Below are 17,502 nucleotides of genomic sequence, written 5' to 3'. Positions count from 1 at the left end.
AATATTAACTCACTCGTTTGAAACTATGGTGATCTCATTAGAATATAATCCTGTAATAGATTCATTTATAATTTTAAATTCATCTAATGTCGAAATTTTAAAATTAACAACTTTACGAGATGCACTAATATTTATAGTACTTAAAGATAGTTTTTTATTCATATTAGTAAAAATATTAAGCAACTCTGCTAATGCTTTACATTGTTCTTCTAGAGAAAGTTTTATAAATTGTTTTCTTCCTATATTATCAATTTCTGTTATCTTATTCCCCCTCATCTTCAAATAAATAGGCTCGTTAAACTTAGATACCAAATAATCGAATAGTTTTTGCGTATACTCTGAGGTTATATTTTCAACCTGATTATTTATTGGATTTCTAGATTTGACCGACGTAGCTTTAAGTGCAATATTCTTATTTTCTGATGTTATAGCTGTAAATTTCTCAACTAATTTTATATAAAATTGTAACTCTAAAGGAACTATAAGTTGAATTGCATTATCAATACAAAACCGGTCGTTTGATCGTCCACCTAGATAATAATTAAATCCATCAATTTTCAATAATTGATCATTGTATACTTTTTTATAAATTATTCGTAGATCATTAGCCTTAGGTAAAATCGTTTTTATATAATCTAAGAGAGCTTGATTGGTCAGATTCTTTGTAGCAATAAAAATAGGTATTGGTAAAAAAGATTTAATACTGTTATTCTTCTTATCTCTATATTCAATAATCGTGTAATAAGCATTTTTTATATCTGAATATCCGCCATATTTTGTATTCTGAGACATAATTAAATCATTACTTTTTATCGGCAAATATATATCGGCCTTAACTTTACTAGCCTTAGTTAAATTAATATCAGCCAATTGCCCCTTTTGCTCATAAACACGTTTAGTAACACGCACATCATTACTAGCCATCATTTTGCTAACTGTATCCATACTTGTTTTTACATCCCAAGCTTTCCCATCTTTAGCATTAGTACAGGTAACATCATAGTTGAACATCTTCGCTAAGTTATATGTACGATTAGCTCCATTCTTTTGGAAGAATGAACGGAAATTACGTGTAAATTTCTCATGGTACACATTGCCAACTACGATATTTAAATATGCATCTTTAGCATGGTGATGGTGGTTCAATGAGCGAACCTTAATAAAGTTATTATCATGACGGAAGTCCGTTACATTCTCAGCTTTTACAAAGACTACATCAATTTCTGGGTAAAGACGACGCAGTAAAGTTGTAGCAGCTTTTACAGATTGATTGGTTTCTACCAATTGACGAGCAATAAAGCCACTTAGATCATCAGCTGTAAGAGGCGTGTTACGAGTCAGACGCGCATATTTTCGTTCGCTAATAAGTCCTTGTTGTTTTAAGAAATTCCAGAATGGTTTTTGTACCTTTTGAACCCCCTCAGCAATTGGATAGGTATCTGATTTCTGCGCATTTGCTGTTCGTTTACATAACACTAAATTGTCAAAACTATCATCCTTAGTAAGGCTACGAGGATAAATATGATCGATATCGTAGTTATCCGTATTTAAAAGTGCTATATCAATAACTTCACCTGTATAAGCACAACGACCCATTTGAGTGTAGTATAAATAGAGTTTTTTACTTCTCAAATCCGCATCATTATAATTAGCTAAGCCTGATTTCAAGCCTTCAAACTCGGTGGCCTTTAGCCCACTTAATAAAGCTTCGTCTTTTTTAATCGCTGCATATAAATCAGATAATCGTTTTTGGCGAGAGTCCTTTTTCTTTTTCTCAGCTTTATTAGACCGTGTTACCTCTACAAAGATACGAGATGGTAACGCTTTTTTAATATGTATAACCTCATCAACAATACGCAATGCCTGCCATACTGCACGTTTAACAGCAGGTGAAAGTCCTAATTCATCGATAATGTCATAGGGATCTACTACTTGACTGGCAGTCAATTCATCATTTAGCTCTTGGATACGCTCCATAAAGGAAAATTTATCTCCTAATAGTTCCATCAAATTATAACTAAAATTGCGCATCAGTTTAATTATAGTTTCAGGTGTACCATCACCAGCTTTATCGCAACCCTCGATACCATTCAGTAACTTTTTAGAGAGACGGCCCCAGTCTCGATATCTTAATTTTGACAACTTTTTGATAGCTTCATCATCAAGGTGCGAAGCAAATTTATTGCGCAATGTTTCTCGCAACATTTTTTTACTTTCACCAAAGATAGTAATATCCGTAATGATGTCTTCAGCCATAGATATATCAAATTTACCACCTAGAATACGAACCATGTCTCGATAAGATTTCAAATCATTTTTAATCTCCCCATCAAGACCTGTAATTTCTGGTTTATGCTTCTTAGGGATATAATTATTATCCTTTAAGAACTGCTCTATACGATTTTTAGTCGTTTTCTTATGGTCTTGCTTGAATACAGCGTCAATAAGATGTTCTTTTACAGCCGTCTCCAATGGTCTACCATCAATACGTATATTATTTAACTCATTTAGCAACATGAACTCGCTATATAAAAGAGAGGATTTAGGTAACACATCTTCACCTAAAAGATAGGTACATTTATTAGTAAGGTTCTTAATAAAAGCTGCTGCTGATTTTTCTCGATCAATCTTATCATCAAAATTCCATGGTGTGACACGACCACTAGCTTTACGAACTGCCCATGCAAAACCACCATTATCTACATTATGATAAGTATTTAAAGGTCCTACATAATACGGAATTCGGAACTCAAAAATTTTAATAATTTTCTCTGCTACAGAATAACCGTCTGCCACTTCATTTAAGAATGGAAATTTAGATTTACATGTATCAAGAATGGTTTTAAGTTCATCCAAATGTAATTGATACGGAATTACACCATTATCTTTAATCCGTTGCAAGGGCAATAACGTTTGTAATTCAATTTCACTAAGAATATATGCTTTATCCTTAGAGGCTGGCAATCCCTCAACTATCTTCTTAGTATACTTATAAAAATCTTCTCGCTTACAACTCGTTTCCTCTTTACGACCTTGTTTAATATAGTGTACATAGTTATGCAACCCTTTTTCATCAACTTTAAACATCGCATTGTAAATGCTTCTATCAGACTTTAGTAAAGATTTCAATATAGCTAAATCATCTTTATGCTTGTTGAAAGCTTTTACCTTAGATTCAGAAATAGTAAGACCAGGCTCCTTGATGGACATCAGAATAATAGCATCATATACAGATTTACAATCATCAATAATATGAATCTCATCGCCCCATGCTTTAGCTAGTTCATCACGTTTATCTTCATATGTATCCCCTGTTATTTGAAGCTTTTTAAGGTCATCATCTAACTCCTCTACAGAGCCGAATAGCTCTGTAAGACTAGCAGATAAACCTAACACTAAATTAGCAAATGCTTTAAGTCTTTTTTTATCTTCTTTGACCTGCTCTTTTTGAGTTTTACTAGAAGCATCTTCTATATCAGTAGCTATATATGTATCAACTAGACGTTCGATGGCCTTTGCTTTATCGGATTTTGTTTTTCCAGATTCCATAAGAGTTTGGCCTATAGAGCTAATAGCAGAATTACAGTCAAAGCAATTAAATGTAATATTTTCTAAAGCTTGTTTGAGAACATCATCAAGCGTTGAAGCATTAGAATCAAATGTAGCCCCTTCATAAAGGAAGTTACCACGATATTTTAAAATATGGTGTACCACTAAAAATAGTTTGCGAATATCATCAGTACCAGATTTCATCAACTCTGCACGCAAGTGATAAATAGTAGGATACTCTTTAAAGTAATCTTGATCTGTATAATCTTTATCGATAAATAAAATATGTTTAGAGCTATGACCAGTCGTTTTATCCTCATAGTGGTATTTACTTTCACGAAGTCGCATGAAGAATGTAGGATCTACCTGAGCCATAGCATCAGCAAATAGTTCTTCTAATAATTTTAATCGTAATTTACGGCGTTCCAAACGACGACGTATAGAACGGAAACTACGACGTCCTACAGCTGATTCACCTTCATCAAATAAACGGCTGCCCCACATTTTATGTGATCTGAATTTTAATAATTCATATGACTTATTCGTTACTGCCCATCCTGTAGAGCCTGCACCAATATCTAGGCCTATAAAATAATTCTCAATCGGATAGTTTTTCAAATGACTTGAGATGAGTTGTTTCGATGTTTGCATTTCCATAAGACCTCTCCTTCGGAAATTAATAATTGACATTCATCAAATGCTTAACTATACTATAAGTAATCCAATTAGTTTTGGAGGTTTACAGAATTACATTACGAGTTCAAATACAAATTTATTTACAATGCCTTTTGGCCGCCCGACGTAGGGCATCTATTCTCAATTCTTTGGAATTGAGATTTTTTATTGCCAAAATTTACTATTTAAACATGATATATAATCTATAAGTCGCCAAACACCGTATAATTAACTTCATTTTAGCATAAAACAATAAAATTATTCATTATTTCTTCATAAAACTTATAGTTATACGGATATATCTTATTTTGACGATATATATCTTTATCCCTATAATATAGGCAGATAGTAAGATGAGTAGTAACGTCAGGCGCATCTCAAAAAAGTAAAACATTAGGAAATGATCTTTCAGTTATCTAGTTACACTAGGCAATGGGGGCTATTTGTCTTTTGTGAAACAACTAAAAAACCGAGCTACCAAAACATAGTAGCTCGGTTTTTGATTTATGTAATATTTGAAAGAAGTCTAATAATTCACTAATGGAATACTCAAAATACTGGAAACCACAATTATGATATATACCAAGAGAGTTAATTTTAGCAAAAGTAATAAGATTCCAAACAGGATTTTATAGATAGGTGCATCTTCTTTCTTAGATCGTATCCATTCTTTAGTCTTATAATATATTTTGGGCTTGTTAAAAGCTGGCCGTAATCGCTTACACCATAAAACAAGCCACAGAATACAGCATATATTACCAAATAGAAAGAATAAAAACAGGCCAAAATGCTCCAATGAATATGCTTTCAATACATAGATATTATAGAGTAGCTGAGTAAACGTCTCTACAAAGTTAATCCATAGATAGACAAGATAAGCCTTCAGCAAAAGCACTAATATAGTTTTGATGTATTTGAGTTTGCTCATTGGCTTTCTCCTATCTAATACCATAAAACTTAAAAACAAAATTTCTTATTGAGTTAATATTTTAATCCATACTTGGTTTAGTGCCTATTATCTTAAGTTTATATTTTAGATTGTATAAGGGTTATTTCTAATTAGTATGTATAAGGTTTATCTCAATTTGACGATATATACCTTTATCCCTATAATATAGATAGATAGATAGCCAGACGAGTAGTGACGTCAGGCGCATCTCGAAATTGAAAAAAAGATTAGGAAATGGCCTTTCAGTTATCTAGTTACACTAGACAACAGAGGGCTATTTTATTTTCCCAACCCCGTCTAACTATCCTAACTCTATTATAGAACGATCTAATATGCGATATAATAAGCATCATACTGTATAAATATACGAATAAACTAATAAAAGCCGAGCTAATTCTATGAATTAAAAGCTCGGCTTTTTTCATAGATATGGTAAGAATACAATCATTTATAAATCAAAATCTTACTGACTTTATCGCCTTTTTGTTCAAATTGTATGCCATGCATCATATCAGTTCGATAGCGATATTTCCCATAAAACCATCGATTGTTAGTATCCACTAAATCAGGTCTGCCATATAAATTAAGAACTTTTCGCATGGAGTCGCCTACGGCGATACCTCTATGAGTAGTAGCATCACGATTCTCGATCATCATATAGGTAACAATAGGGCCCACACCATCCATTTTAAAGTTCCCAAATGTAACACCACCATAGGTAAGTCCTCTACTAGTTTCTTTAGTAGGCTGTCCTAAACTAGCTTTCACACTATCAAAGGTATTGCCTAATGAAACACCAAGAATCATCATATCCTCTTCTGGCAAGGTAGTACCTACAATTTGCCCGCCCGCATAATGAGTATATTGCTCAGCTTTGGGCCAGTCATAAGACTGTTTCGCTGCATTTGTTTCAAGGCGGTCCCAAGTTTTACTAAGCCAACTCGCATCTGATTCATAACTATAACCACTTACCAATTGCAGGCCTATAACAAGCCCCATAACCATATATTTTGTTTTCATAGTCTCTCTCCTAAAATTTCTTATAATTAGCTCAAACTACATTCACTATATTACACACTATTGATTCAATAGCTTAACCCACTCCATATACCAAGGAATAAATATAGGCCCACGTTCTAATTTCTCTTTATAGCTTCCATCTTCTCTCCATTGTGGAACTTTTCTGAGTTTGGCTGCATTATCTAAGCCTACATATTCAATCATATCTCTCCATTGTTTATGTGTATAAGAGGTCTTACTTTCATCATAATTAATACGATAACTGTAAAAGTACACAGAATCTTTCACCACATGACGGAGATAAGACTCTCCTTTAGGCTTGTAAGAATCAATCAAAGAGCCTGCGATTCCATTATTCCATACGACTGCATATTGTGTAGGTGTTTCTAAATCATTATACTTTCTCAAAAAAGATAATATTGAACTCTTGATGACCGTTCCATCTCGTTTTTCACCCAATATGGAAGTACGTACTACACGTATCTTGGAACCTGTATCCTCATAGGTTCTCACATCATATTGACTATTCTCTACAGCCTCACTCACTAGCTTTGCAGTCTTAGGAACGCGATAACTAAAATTACCCCAATGCTCAACACGACTATAAGTATCTAATCCAGACAAGGATTCTATGGATGGAATAATATAATTACTCATCACAACTTCCGGTGATTTATCTTGATACGGATCTTCCGCATTAACCCAACCGCCATACGTAATCCCATAGGTAGTCTTTGAATCATTCGGTGTAAACTCCGTATACATTACACGGGCATTGTTGGACATAAGCTTCCAAGATGCATTCTGCAAACCTGGATAATTATATTTACCTTCTTCTTCAGCATATTTATTGAGCTCTTTACCATGTGGTGGGCCTACCACTAAAAACGCACTAAGACTTCGAACAGCAAATAAAGGTCCCTTTCCAGACTTAGACTCAACAGTATCGCCACGGAAGCTAACATTTGGGATGGACAATCGAATATTCTTATCCCCTTCATGAATCAATACAACCGTGGATTGAGAGTAATCTGCTAACTCCAACGCCTTAGCCAAACCAGGGCGTTCTCGATACAACTTATCCATCCCAGATGTAGGATTTACAGGTTGTGATTTTATAAATTCACTATAGTCCTCTGCATTCTGCTCCGCTACTTCATTAATATGACGATAATTCTCATACGCATTAGCAGGAATACTCGCGTCTGCCCCAGGCATAGGCGGTTGTCCGGCTGGCACTTCGATCTGTACAGCACTTACATTTATGGTGAAAGCAGCTGCTAAAGCCATCATAATTACACTTTTACGTAACATAAAATCCTCTCTTTTTCTTCTCTCACATTACAACAAAATAAGCACAACCTTATTAGCATAAGTATACTATGCAAACAAGGCTGTGCCTATGATTAATAATTTTATAATTTAGTATATGTAGGTTTCGTATATATTTAGCATTTATAAGGTTTATCTCAATTTGACGATATATATCTTTATCCCTATAATATAAGTAGATAGTCAGACGAGTCGTACCGTCAGGCGCATCTCTAAAACAGAAAATCTTGAGAAATGGCCTTTCAGTTATCGAATCATCTAAGATAACGAAGGGCTATTTGTCTTTTGTGAGACAAATAAGCGCTACAAGTGCTCCACTAATAAAAGCCAAGCTATTTTTAAATATGAATAGCTTGGCTTTTGCATTATGTAAATAAGTTAAGAATATATCAGAAATCTAATATGAATGTTTAGGAGCTTTTAAGAACTAACGAAGTATCAGTCCAGCAATCACAAGTAGAATCGGAACTAATATAGCAAAAGCCGAAATAAAACAAACTATAACAACAATAGTACCATACGTTACTACACATAACTTTATAAAAAAATCCATAAAATTATATACACACATACCCACGGTAGATTGTTCTTTTAAAGAAATGAACCAAGCTTTCACTCTATAATATAGATTAGGTTTATTAAATGCAGGAGATAGTTTCTCATACCACAAAATTACACACGGTAAAACCCAAATATTCCCAAAGCAAAATATCAACACGGGAAGATAATCTCTTAATGGATATGCTTCTAATACATATCGATCATACAATAATGTATAAATTCCCCAAATAGAGATTCCCCAAATCAGTAAAAGAACAAGCTTTAACAAGATGTTAAAAACAAGTTTTATTATCGATCTATCTTTATTCACTGTTTCAACTACTCTAGTGCTATTCATACGCTATCACAGCTCATCATCATAGGCAATGCCATATGCTTTTTTATACATCAAATTAGGCAGTTTATATTTTTCGACACCAAATTCTGCAGGTAGAATCATAGCTTTTAGGTTTTCTGCATACACACGTTGTTGGCGAATTTGTCCATTATTGTAATAGGTACCGCCATCATTAACGGTTCCAGTGATACCTGAGTTTTCTTGTTTTGCACGCCAAATAGAGATATATGGCGTCTTATCACCTTGTTTTAAACTATTATCATGAGCATTAATCAAATGGCGCAAAGAACGATCCATTTGGTAATCGTATTGTACTGAAAGTCCTTGAATCATATTAGCAGCAGGCATGGAAACATAAATGCTAGCTTCGATACGACGATGACCATTCGGTGCCGTTACAGACTTAACAGATGAAAGGTCCAAATATTTTCCATCCCCTCGTCCAGAGTCAGCACTCGAATCGATGTGTTCAAATCGCTCTGAGTTTAGTAATTCAGCCTGTGATACGGCTTGTCCTTGCATCGGTGCTATGAGACAGCCTAATAACCATAGTGAAAATAAATATATACGTTTCATCATCTACCTCACTGCACCACAACATCATCAAAATGCTGCTGATACACAGACATAAATATAGCATCCGCTATATCATACATAATAGTGTTATTACGATTAAGTGGGAACTTACGCGTATCATTCACATAATGCATTGGCTTCGTCGCCCCATCAAAGGTATACTTCGCCACATCTACCTCTGTCATAGCTAAACCAGACTTACTTTCACTAGCCTCAATTAAAGCTATCATAGACGGACTCGGATTCATTATACGAGACGAATGAATAAGGGTCGCTAACGAATAGTTAGTATCATAATCCACAGTGAGCTGTCGCTCGTCAATGGTAGATTGATAAGACGTATCCATCACAACATAGTAGGTCCCGCGCAAAGAATACTGTGGCGGTGCATAGCGAAGGGCCTCAATAGAATACGTGTTCAAATAGATATACAAGCCACCACTCTCCATAGAACCATTCATCGATCGAGTATGAACCAACTTAAACTGTGGTGACGTCTTCAACTCTTGATATGTAATTGCCTCTGTAGGCATGGTGAAAGCCAGCAACACAAGGGCTAGCATCAAAATACGTTGAATCATAAAAACCTCTCTCAAAAAATGAATCTTATCTCTCAATAAAATAAGCACAACCTTATTAGCATAAGTATACTATGCAAACAAGACTGTGCCTATTATTAATAATTTTATATTTTACTTCCTAATATATATACATTCTCCAATGTAGCAAGAAACTCCTCTTTGTATTTTCCCCAGTTTTTATGGATAATTAAACTATACTTGATATATGCACCGCAAGTAGTAAGGGTGATTTAGTATGTGTCTCTAACTAGTTTGTAGTTTAGGAGGTGGCATATGGACTCTTTAACTATTATATGGGTTATTGTTTGTGCCTATTTATTACTGAATTTATTGGTCGGCGTGTATTGTCATATTCGTGTAAAAGATAGTACTGACTATCTACTCGCAGGTCGTCGTATTGGGGTTCTTATGACGGCAGGCACGTTAGCAGCTACAGAGATCGGTGGCGGGAGTACCGTTGGTGTAGCCGCGAAAGCGTATGGTTCTTGGGGTTTATCTGCAGGTTGGTACGTAGTCTCTGCAGGGATTGGGGTTATTCTCGTTGCTTTTATCGCACCACTGTTACGACGTGCCATGGCAACGACCGTACCGGAGATCATCGGTCGTCGCTTTGGTGGCTCTAGCCATCTCATAACGTCGATTCTCTCTATGCTTGCAACAATTACCCTAGCAGGCGTACAGATTACTGCTACAGCAACCATTATTAGCGTTCTTACCGGGCTTTCAACAGAGCTAGCAATCCTCATCTGCGGCGCGGTACTCGTAATTTACACCATGTCCGGCGGTATGTGGAGCGTAACGATGACAGACGTTATCCACTTCTTCGTTCTCGTTGGGGGCTTTACCCTTGCTGTACCGTTCGTACTGCACAATGTGGGCGGCTGGGAAACAGTAGTGTCTAAATTACCATCTGAACAGCTAGGCTTCACAAAGGTTGGTTGGAAAACCATCATCGGCCTCATTATCATGTACTTCATGACCTTCTCCACCGGCCAAGAATCGGTTCAACGGTACTTTGCCGCGAAGGACGAAAAAACAGCCGTTCTCGGTTCTATCATTTGTGGTATTATCATGGCGTTATTCGCCTTCGTTCCTGCGGTTTTAGGCCTCGTAGCATTGGCCGAGTTCCCGAATATCGAAGCGAACAATGCGGTGGCAACGGTTGCCCTTAACCTCATGCCTCCAGTAATGGCGGGCTTTGTTATGGCCGCTGTCGTATCGGCCACGCTTTCATCAGGCGCAGGCGACCTATTAGGCGCCGCTACTGTATTTACCAAGGATATTGTAGAACATCATTTTGGTAAAAGCCTCACCGATGCTCAGCTCACGAGATATAGCCGTCTATGCGTGCTATTCCTCGGCATTATCGCCATCGTTATCTCCCTCGTAAGCAAAGCCATCATTCCGATGCTCGTATTTGCTTTCACCATGAGATCCGCTGGCCCATTCGCCGCATTCCTACTAGGCCTCACTTGGAAAAATGCAACAGCTGGCGCTGGTATTTGGTCCATCGTGCTCGGCTCCATCGCAGGCGTGTACTGGGAATTCGTGGGCAACCCATACGGCATTATGTCCATCATCTTTGGTTCCATCGTCAGCCTCATCGTCTTTGTAGCTGTGGTATTCATTGAAAGAGCCATGGGTAAACCACCGGCTCCACCGGCAATTCCTGACGACTTAAAAGAATGATATAAAAGAAGCATATAAACGAATACACTAAAAGGAACACTCCTATCGGCTAAGCCAATAGGAGTGTTTCTTATTTTACAACAACATCATCAAATTATATGCCATACACACATTCATCACAATTTGACGATATATCATAACCTTACTATAATATAGGTAGATAGTCAGGCGAGTGGAAACGTCGGGCGCATCTCGAAAATCAAAATACTTAGGAAATGGCCTTTCTGTTTACTTAGCTACCATGCGGTAACGGAGGGCTATTTGCTTTTTGTAAGGCAAATAAGGGCTACCAATGCTCCAAAAGCAATGACAACAGCCAGTACTTGTAAAAGGAGCATGATTATTTCATAATCACTCATAGGCTTCTCCCTCCCTTCGATGACGAAGAGAGGCCCAACCTCGTCTAACTATTCTAAGTCTATTATAGAACGAACTAATATACGATACAATAAGGAACGAATAATAGAAATATATAGATAAATACAAAACTCCTATCGGTTAAACCAATAGGAGTTTTTCTTATTTTACAACGACATCGTCAAATTGTACGCCATGTACACGTTCATATAAGCGGTTTGCCAAGAGGTATCCTGCAAATCCAAAGTCTACAGGGGCTGATGCCATGCGTCTATCTTGTGCTTCGCTTTGTGCATCATATCGAGTGCCATCTACATGGTACTGTTTGAAATCAACAACACTCGATGTTATGCCGGAGTATTTTTGTTTAGATAGCCATAGGTATTTATAGGATCCTAATTGATGGGCATCCACCTTCTTAATCAAATTAGCAAAGGATTGTTTTGTATCAAAGGTGTAAAGAACCTGTTTTTCTTGAATTGTATCACCCGCTGGCATGAGCACATATTGTGTGACGTTGATTTGTTTGGTTCCATTCGGCCCGTTAGAGGTCTTGATGGAATCCTTATCTATAAAGGTGCCATCACCATTGCCGCTTTCACCAAAGCCATGCAGCATTTCATAGCGGCTCGTATTTTGTAATTCCTGCATAGACATGCTGTGCGCAGGCACTACACAAGACAGCGCCAACGCCATTGCTATATATAGTACTTTCATCATGGGCCTCATTTCACCACCACATCCTCAAAATGCATACGATACGCTTCATAGAATAACGTATCTGCTATATCATAACGCGTTGTATTCGGCGCCGTGCGCACAATAGCACGAGTTGAGGCTTTCACCTGAACCGGCAGCGACTGTCCGTCAAAGGAGAAATCCCCCAATGGTTCCTCAGTGCCCGTCATACCTGTTTTCGTCTGTGCCACATCAATAACCGTCGTCAACGAAGCGCCCGCCTGTTTCGCACGATATACCTGACTTGCAAGTGACAAACGAGTATCATAGGACACAATCCAAGAATCACTAAAAATGACATGTTTCCGCGGCGACTGATACGCATTGTACACAGTAGCCTTGATCTTATACATAGGCGGCGCATACTCTAGCACCTCAATGGAACTCGTGTCTACATACCACGTAGTATGCTCGTCAGCATTAGGAACATCTGGTGTTACCTCATAAACTACCTTAAACTGCGGTGACGACTTGAGCTCCTGTATCGAAATCGCTTGGCTAGGCATGGTGAAAGCTAGCGTCAGTGCCATCATCACTAAGAATTGTTTTAACATATACCTCTCCTTAAGCCTCATACACTATTATGTAAACTATATTTATTATACATCATATATGTGAGCTCAAATATCTAAATAAAACCGATAAAACGGTACTCATTTATCACCATTTGACGATATACAACTTTGTCCATATAATATAAGAAGATAGTCAGACGAGTCGTAACGTCAGGCGCATCTCTAGTTACACAAAAACATGAAGAAATGGCCTTTCAGTTATCTAGTTACACTAGGCAACGGAGGGCTATTTGTCTTTTGTGAGACAAATAAGCGCTATTAAAGCCCCAAAGGCAATAACTACTGTTATCACCTGTAATAAGAGCATGATTATTTCATAATCACTCATAGGCTTATCCCTCCCTTCGATGACGAAGAGAGGCCCAACCTCGTCTAACTATCCTACAATTATTATATAGTGAACTAATATGCGATACAATAAGGAACGAATAATAGGAATATATAGATAAATACAGCAAAGACCGTACCTAAAAGCACGGTCTTTTTCTTATGTCTTTATCTTTTTTCTATCTAGTTTCTTAACTCGTTAACATTTTTAAAGTCTAAGTATTCCATCATATTGCGCAACTCTAAATGATTGTATTTAGCTTTACCCTCTTTATACATCAATACCATAACATAGGAGTATTCATTATCTTGTATCAAATGGAGTATACGTGATTGCTTACCAGGGTTATATTGATCCATAAGATACGTAGGAACACCATTATTCAACACCATCGCCGATTGGATTGGTACATTTGGTAACAATAATGTAGAGTTTTTATAAATAATATCCTTAAAAACACGTTTAGGGTACGCAACCATTGGATGATCTTTACTATGTATAGGGCCTCTTGTTACAACCAACCTCATGTCTGAACCTACATATACACGACCTTCTATATGTGGACCACCTTTTGTTTCTGATTGTAACTGCAATCCCTTAGGCACACGATATGTTACATTCCCCCATGTAGCACCATCACTGGTACGATCTACATCATCTACTGGCTGTAGCGATGGAATGACAAAATTAGCCATTGTACGCTCTATCTTATCGGTAATTGGGTGATTTTTACTGCCAAGAATGGCCATATAATTGTGGTTCGGTTGTTTATCAAACGTAACAGCAGCCATCATTAAAGGTGTATTCTCACTAGAATATTTATCTGTTACACTCCAATACCCTTTCGTAATACCAGGGTAATTAAAAGCCCCCTTTTGTTTTGCAGATTTATAAGCTGCATCATCTACAAAGCTTTCACTGGAACTAGCAAGACCAGCAACAACACTACTTTCAGCGACAAAAGAAGACACCTCATTTTTCTTATGAGCGTCTTTATAAAAACTTCTGGTTACAACAATAGGCACTGTCATTTTAGCCCGATGGTCACCCTCGTGCAGCAAGATAACCGTAGATTCATGAGCAGATATATCCATAGATTTATCATGTACTTTCTTCCATCGTTCTGCTTCTTCGATACTTCTTTTATTCTCTTGCACCTGTTTATCTAGCATTTCATATATGTGCTTGCGTGCTAAAATGATTGCACTCGCATTAGCATTCAGAGCTTCACCATAACGATAGTTCTGATATGCAGTATCTGGAATACTTGCATCAGCCCCTGGTACAGGTGGTTGGCCTTCAGGAACACTATACTGCGCCGCATCAATAGGCATGGTGAAAGCCAGCGCCATGGCTAGGCTCAACAATGTACTTTTTAGTTTCATACAATACCTCTCTCAAATAACAATAGGCACGTTCTCTCATTAGTATAAGTATACTACACCGTTGAGAACGTGCCTATGTGTTGAACAACCTCAAAGCTCTAGATTGTATTATATTTGTAGTTATGACCTCTATGGTCTAATCAAATTTATCTACATATTAAGATATTAATTTCTTAACTTCAATTAGTGAATAAGCAAAATCGCAATTGTACTTGTAATGAATGTAACGATGACAGGTACGCTTGTACGTTTTACAAGGTCGAAACTGGAGATGTTTGCGATACCTGCTACGGCGATCATAACAGCACTGATTGGGCTAAGTAGACGGCCTACGCTAGCCGCATTTTGCATACCAAGAAGGATTGTTGTAGCATTGCCACCTAAATCAGCTGCAAAGTTAGGAACTAGAGGGGCAAATGCGAACATAGAGGCAACGCCAGAGCCCATTACAATGCTTAGACCTGTAATGATTGTAGATACGATTACGCCTACTACATCAGCAGAGATAGCAAGACCTTGGATTGCTGCAACGAATTCTTTTACGATACCCAAGGAAGTTAAACCGAAAGCGAATGTTTCGCCTGCAACGATCAATGTTACAGTGTTGGCAAATTGGTCGCCCATACCTTTAAAGAAGGTTTGGATACTAGCTGCCATTTTACGGAAGTCACGATGACGAATGAGTTCACAGCCCATAGCGATGAATAAGCTGAGGAACATGGCAAGGTTTACGTTCATCTTAACGCCTTGAATACCATAATCGCTGAATCCAAGGATAAAGATCAATGGTAATAATGGTAAGAAGATATATGGCAATGGACCTACTTCAAGTTCATCAGATTTATGAGCCTCAACATATTCTGTAGGAACATGACCAGATTTTTTATCTAAGTATTTTTGCCATACGAAATGAGCAATAGCCGCCATCAAGCCACAGATAATATATACTTTCAACTGATAATCTACAAAGTATTCATGAACAGGCATGTTTACAGTTTTGGATACGAGTAATGTAGTAGCAGAGGCAGGACCGATGTCGAGTAAGTGACCTGTAGCAACAGCTGCTGCAGCACCAACAGGACTAACACCTAAACGCACAAGGATAGGGAAGATTGTCACCATCATGAGCATCGCAAGACCAGAAGCACTTGGAATTACAAGGGACATGAACATATTGAGGATAAAGGTAAGCGCCATTACTAGGTATGCAGATTTCATTTTACCAAGGGGCTTAATAGCCGTTACAACGAGGCGAGAGCTAGCACCGATGTGGTCCATGTATTTCGCAAAACCAGTACAAGTCATGATCATGAGGCCAAGATTGGCCGCATCTTTCGCAGTAGTAATGTTAATGAATTCAAAAGCATCAAAGAAAAGAACACCTGTAGCCTTCTTCGCATCTACGAAGGATGTTGTATAGCCTAACAAGTACGCCGCGAACATCATAATAAGACCGCCCAACAACAATACGGTTTGCGCTTTAAACTTCTTAATAACTAGCGTTCCCGTTATGGCAATAACCAATAAACAAACTAACAAATTCATACATGTTCCCTCCATTTACAACACAATAATTAGAAGTTTTCCTTTGCTTGCTTGAAATCTTCTTTGATTTTTTCTAACAAGCCTGGCGTTTCAAGGATTTCTTCTACAGATAAAGCAATGCCCTTTGCACCATACATGATAGCATCCTCAGCGAGCTGGCTTTTACCATTGACTAACCATTCTTGAGAATGGCTAGTCACGCCTTTGCCTACAAATTTCACGCGCAAGCAAGCACCTGGCACTCGGAACGTAACGCTAGAGAAATCGGTAGATCCCGTCACCTTACGAGGCTCAGAAATCTCTGGGGCTCCTACTTTTTCTGCATTTTTTAAAAGTATATCATTCAAGGTTTGTACATTAACTTTGTTGTCGTACGCCTTAACCTCTTCCCATTCCATGGTAGCTCCGACCTGTAAAGCTGCCCCTTGAGCTACATTTTTCACGCGCTCCACAATCTCATCGAGACGAATGCGACTAGAGGAACGAATATACCATTGAGTACACGCATAATCTGGAACGATGTTCGCCGCCTTGCCGCCGTCAGTGATGATACCATGCATGCGAACCTCTGTCGGCACGTGCTCACGCAAGTACTCCATGCCGTTAAAGAACAACAATACTGCATCTAATGCGCTAATACCCTTTTCTGGCGCAATTGCCGCATGAGCAGACTTGCCGTGGAACTTGATGTTCACAAGATTTAGCGCCAAGGACTTGCCATCTACCGTCGTCGTGTCACTGCCGTGCATCATGAAAGCAAGGTCTAAATCATCAAACACGCCTTCACGAGCCATAACGAGCTTGCCGCTTGCTGTTTCCTCTGCAGGCGTACCGTACACAACTAACGTGCAAGGTGCTTGTAACGTACGTTTTAAAGCAATCGCAGCCGTACAGATGGATGGGCCTTGTAAGTTATGACCACACGCATGACCCAAACCTTCAAGGGCATCATACTCGCAAAGTAGGCCAATCTTAGGGCCGCCACCATTTACGTGGTACACCGCTCTAAAGGCAGTCTTAAGACCACTCACCTCGCGGTCTACGGTGAAACCTTCCTTCTCCAACAAATTCGTCAACAACTCATGGGCTTGGAACTCTTCGTTCCCAAGCTCAGGATGATCGAAAATGAAATCGTTCAGCTCCTTCATAGGCTGTCTTAATGATTCGATTTCTTGTAAAAGCTGACTCATTTCTACCTCCAACATACACACTATAAAGCATAAATTCATATAACTACAAACACAAGCCTTATGAAACCTGTATCTAATAACCTGTTTTTATTTATTTATCTATCTTTCTATTTAT

Annotated in this window: 12 protein-coding genes; 1 reads left to right on the top strand and 11 read right to left on the bottom strand. The window is 37.9% G+C overall.

Annotated elements, in window-relative coordinates; all coding sequences use genetic code 11:
• Positions 1 to 9: 9 nt before the first annotated feature.
• From cas9 to ACDF53_RS03590, 6 genes are all read right to left on the bottom strand, one after another.
• Positions 10 to 4,206 (bottom strand): type II CRISPR RNA-guided endonuclease Cas9, encoded by a 4,197-nt coding sequence (gene cas9 / locus ACDF53_RS03615; protein ID WP_370815515.1) that lies wholly within the window; start codon positions 4,204 to 4,206, stop codon positions 10 to 12.
• 1,411 nt (positions 4,207 to 5,617) lie between these two features.
• Positions 5,618 to 6,193, bottom strand: coding sequence for a TonB-dependent receptor (locus ACDF53_RS03610; protein WP_370815514.1), 576 nt, complete (start codon positions 6,191 to 6,193; stop codon positions 5,618 to 5,620).
• 57 nt (positions 6,194 to 6,250) lie between these two features.
• Positions 6,251 to 7,507, bottom strand: a complete 1,257-nt coding sequence (locus ACDF53_RS03605; protein ID WP_370815513.1) for a hypothetical protein — start codon at positions 7,505 to 7,507, stop codon at positions 6,251 to 6,253.
• A 445-nt stretch (positions 7,508 to 7,952) separates the two neighbouring features.
• A complete protein-coding gene (locus tag ACDF53_RS03600) occupies positions 7,953 to 8,423 on the bottom strand; it encodes a hypothetical protein (RefSeq protein ID WP_370815512.1) in 471 nt (156 codons plus the stop codon).
• Between the two features lie 6 nt (positions 8,424 to 8,429).
• Positions 8,430 to 8,999 carry a hypothetical protein gene (locus tag ACDF53_RS03595; protein ID WP_370816189.1) on the bottom strand — a complete coding sequence of 190 codons (570 nt, stop codon included), beginning with the start codon at positions 8,997 to 8,999 and terminating at the stop codon, positions 8,430 to 8,432.
• Between the two features lie 8 nt (positions 9,000 to 9,007).
• The gene (locus tag ACDF53_RS03590) at positions 9,008 to 9,580 is read right to left on the bottom strand and encodes a hypothetical protein (RefSeq protein ID WP_370815511.1); all 573 of its coding nucleotides are present in this window, start codon (positions 9,578 to 9,580) and stop codon (positions 9,008 to 9,010) included.
• A 273-nt stretch (positions 9,581 to 9,853) separates the two neighbouring features.
• Here ACDF53_RS03590 and ACDF53_RS03585 point away from each other — a divergent pair, with 273 nt between their 5' ends.
• Entirely contained in the window at positions 9,854 to 11,269 is a 1,416-nt protein-coding gene (locus tag ACDF53_RS03585; RefSeq protein WP_370815510.1) for a sodium:solute symporter, read from the top strand.
• 519 nt (positions 11,270 to 11,788) lie between these two features.
• On the opposite strand, the gene ACDF53_RS03580 is transcribed toward ACDF53_RS03585, so the two are convergent.
• From ACDF53_RS03580 to ACDF53_RS03560, 5 genes are all read right to left on the bottom strand, one after another.
• On the bottom strand, positions 11,789 to 12,346 hold the full coding sequence (locus ACDF53_RS03580; protein ID WP_370815509.1) for a hypothetical protein: 558 nt from the start codon (positions 12,344 to 12,346) through the stop codon (positions 11,789 to 11,791).
• 5 nt (positions 12,347 to 12,351) lie between these two features.
• Positions 12,352 to 12,918 carry a hypothetical protein gene (locus ACDF53_RS03575; RefSeq protein WP_370815508.1) on the bottom strand — a complete coding sequence of 189 codons (567 nt, stop codon included), beginning with the start codon at positions 12,916 to 12,918 and terminating at the stop codon, positions 12,352 to 12,354.
• A gap of 531 nt (positions 12,919 to 13,449) precedes the next feature.
• On the bottom strand, positions 13,450 to 14,652 hold the full coding sequence (locus tag ACDF53_RS03570) for a hypothetical protein (protein ID WP_370815507.1): 1,203 nt from the start codon (positions 14,650 to 14,652) through the stop codon (positions 13,450 to 13,452).
• A 183-nt stretch (positions 14,653 to 14,835) separates the two neighbouring features.
• Positions 14,836 to 16,197 carry a C4-dicarboxylate transporter DcuC gene (gene dcuC / locus ACDF53_RS03565; RefSeq protein ID WP_370815506.1) on the bottom strand — a complete coding sequence of 454 codons (1,362 nt, stop codon included), beginning with the start codon at positions 16,195 to 16,197 and terminating at the stop codon, positions 14,836 to 14,838.
• Positions 16,198 to 16,226: 29 nt separating this feature from the next.
• Complete coding sequence (locus ACDF53_RS03560; protein ID WP_370815505.1) at positions 16,227 to 17,387, bottom strand: M20 family metallopeptidase; 1,161 nt, start codon at positions 17,385 to 17,387, stop codon at positions 16,227 to 16,229.
• Positions 17,388 to 17,502 lie beyond the last annotated feature (115 nt).

Origin of the sequence: Veillonella sp., assembly GCF_041333735.1 — a bacterium.
In the GTDB taxonomy this organism is placed as follows: Bacteria; Bacillota; Negativicutes; order Veillonellales; family Veillonellaceae; genus Veillonella.
This window is presented reverse-complemented; position numbering and strand designations above follow the sequence as displayed.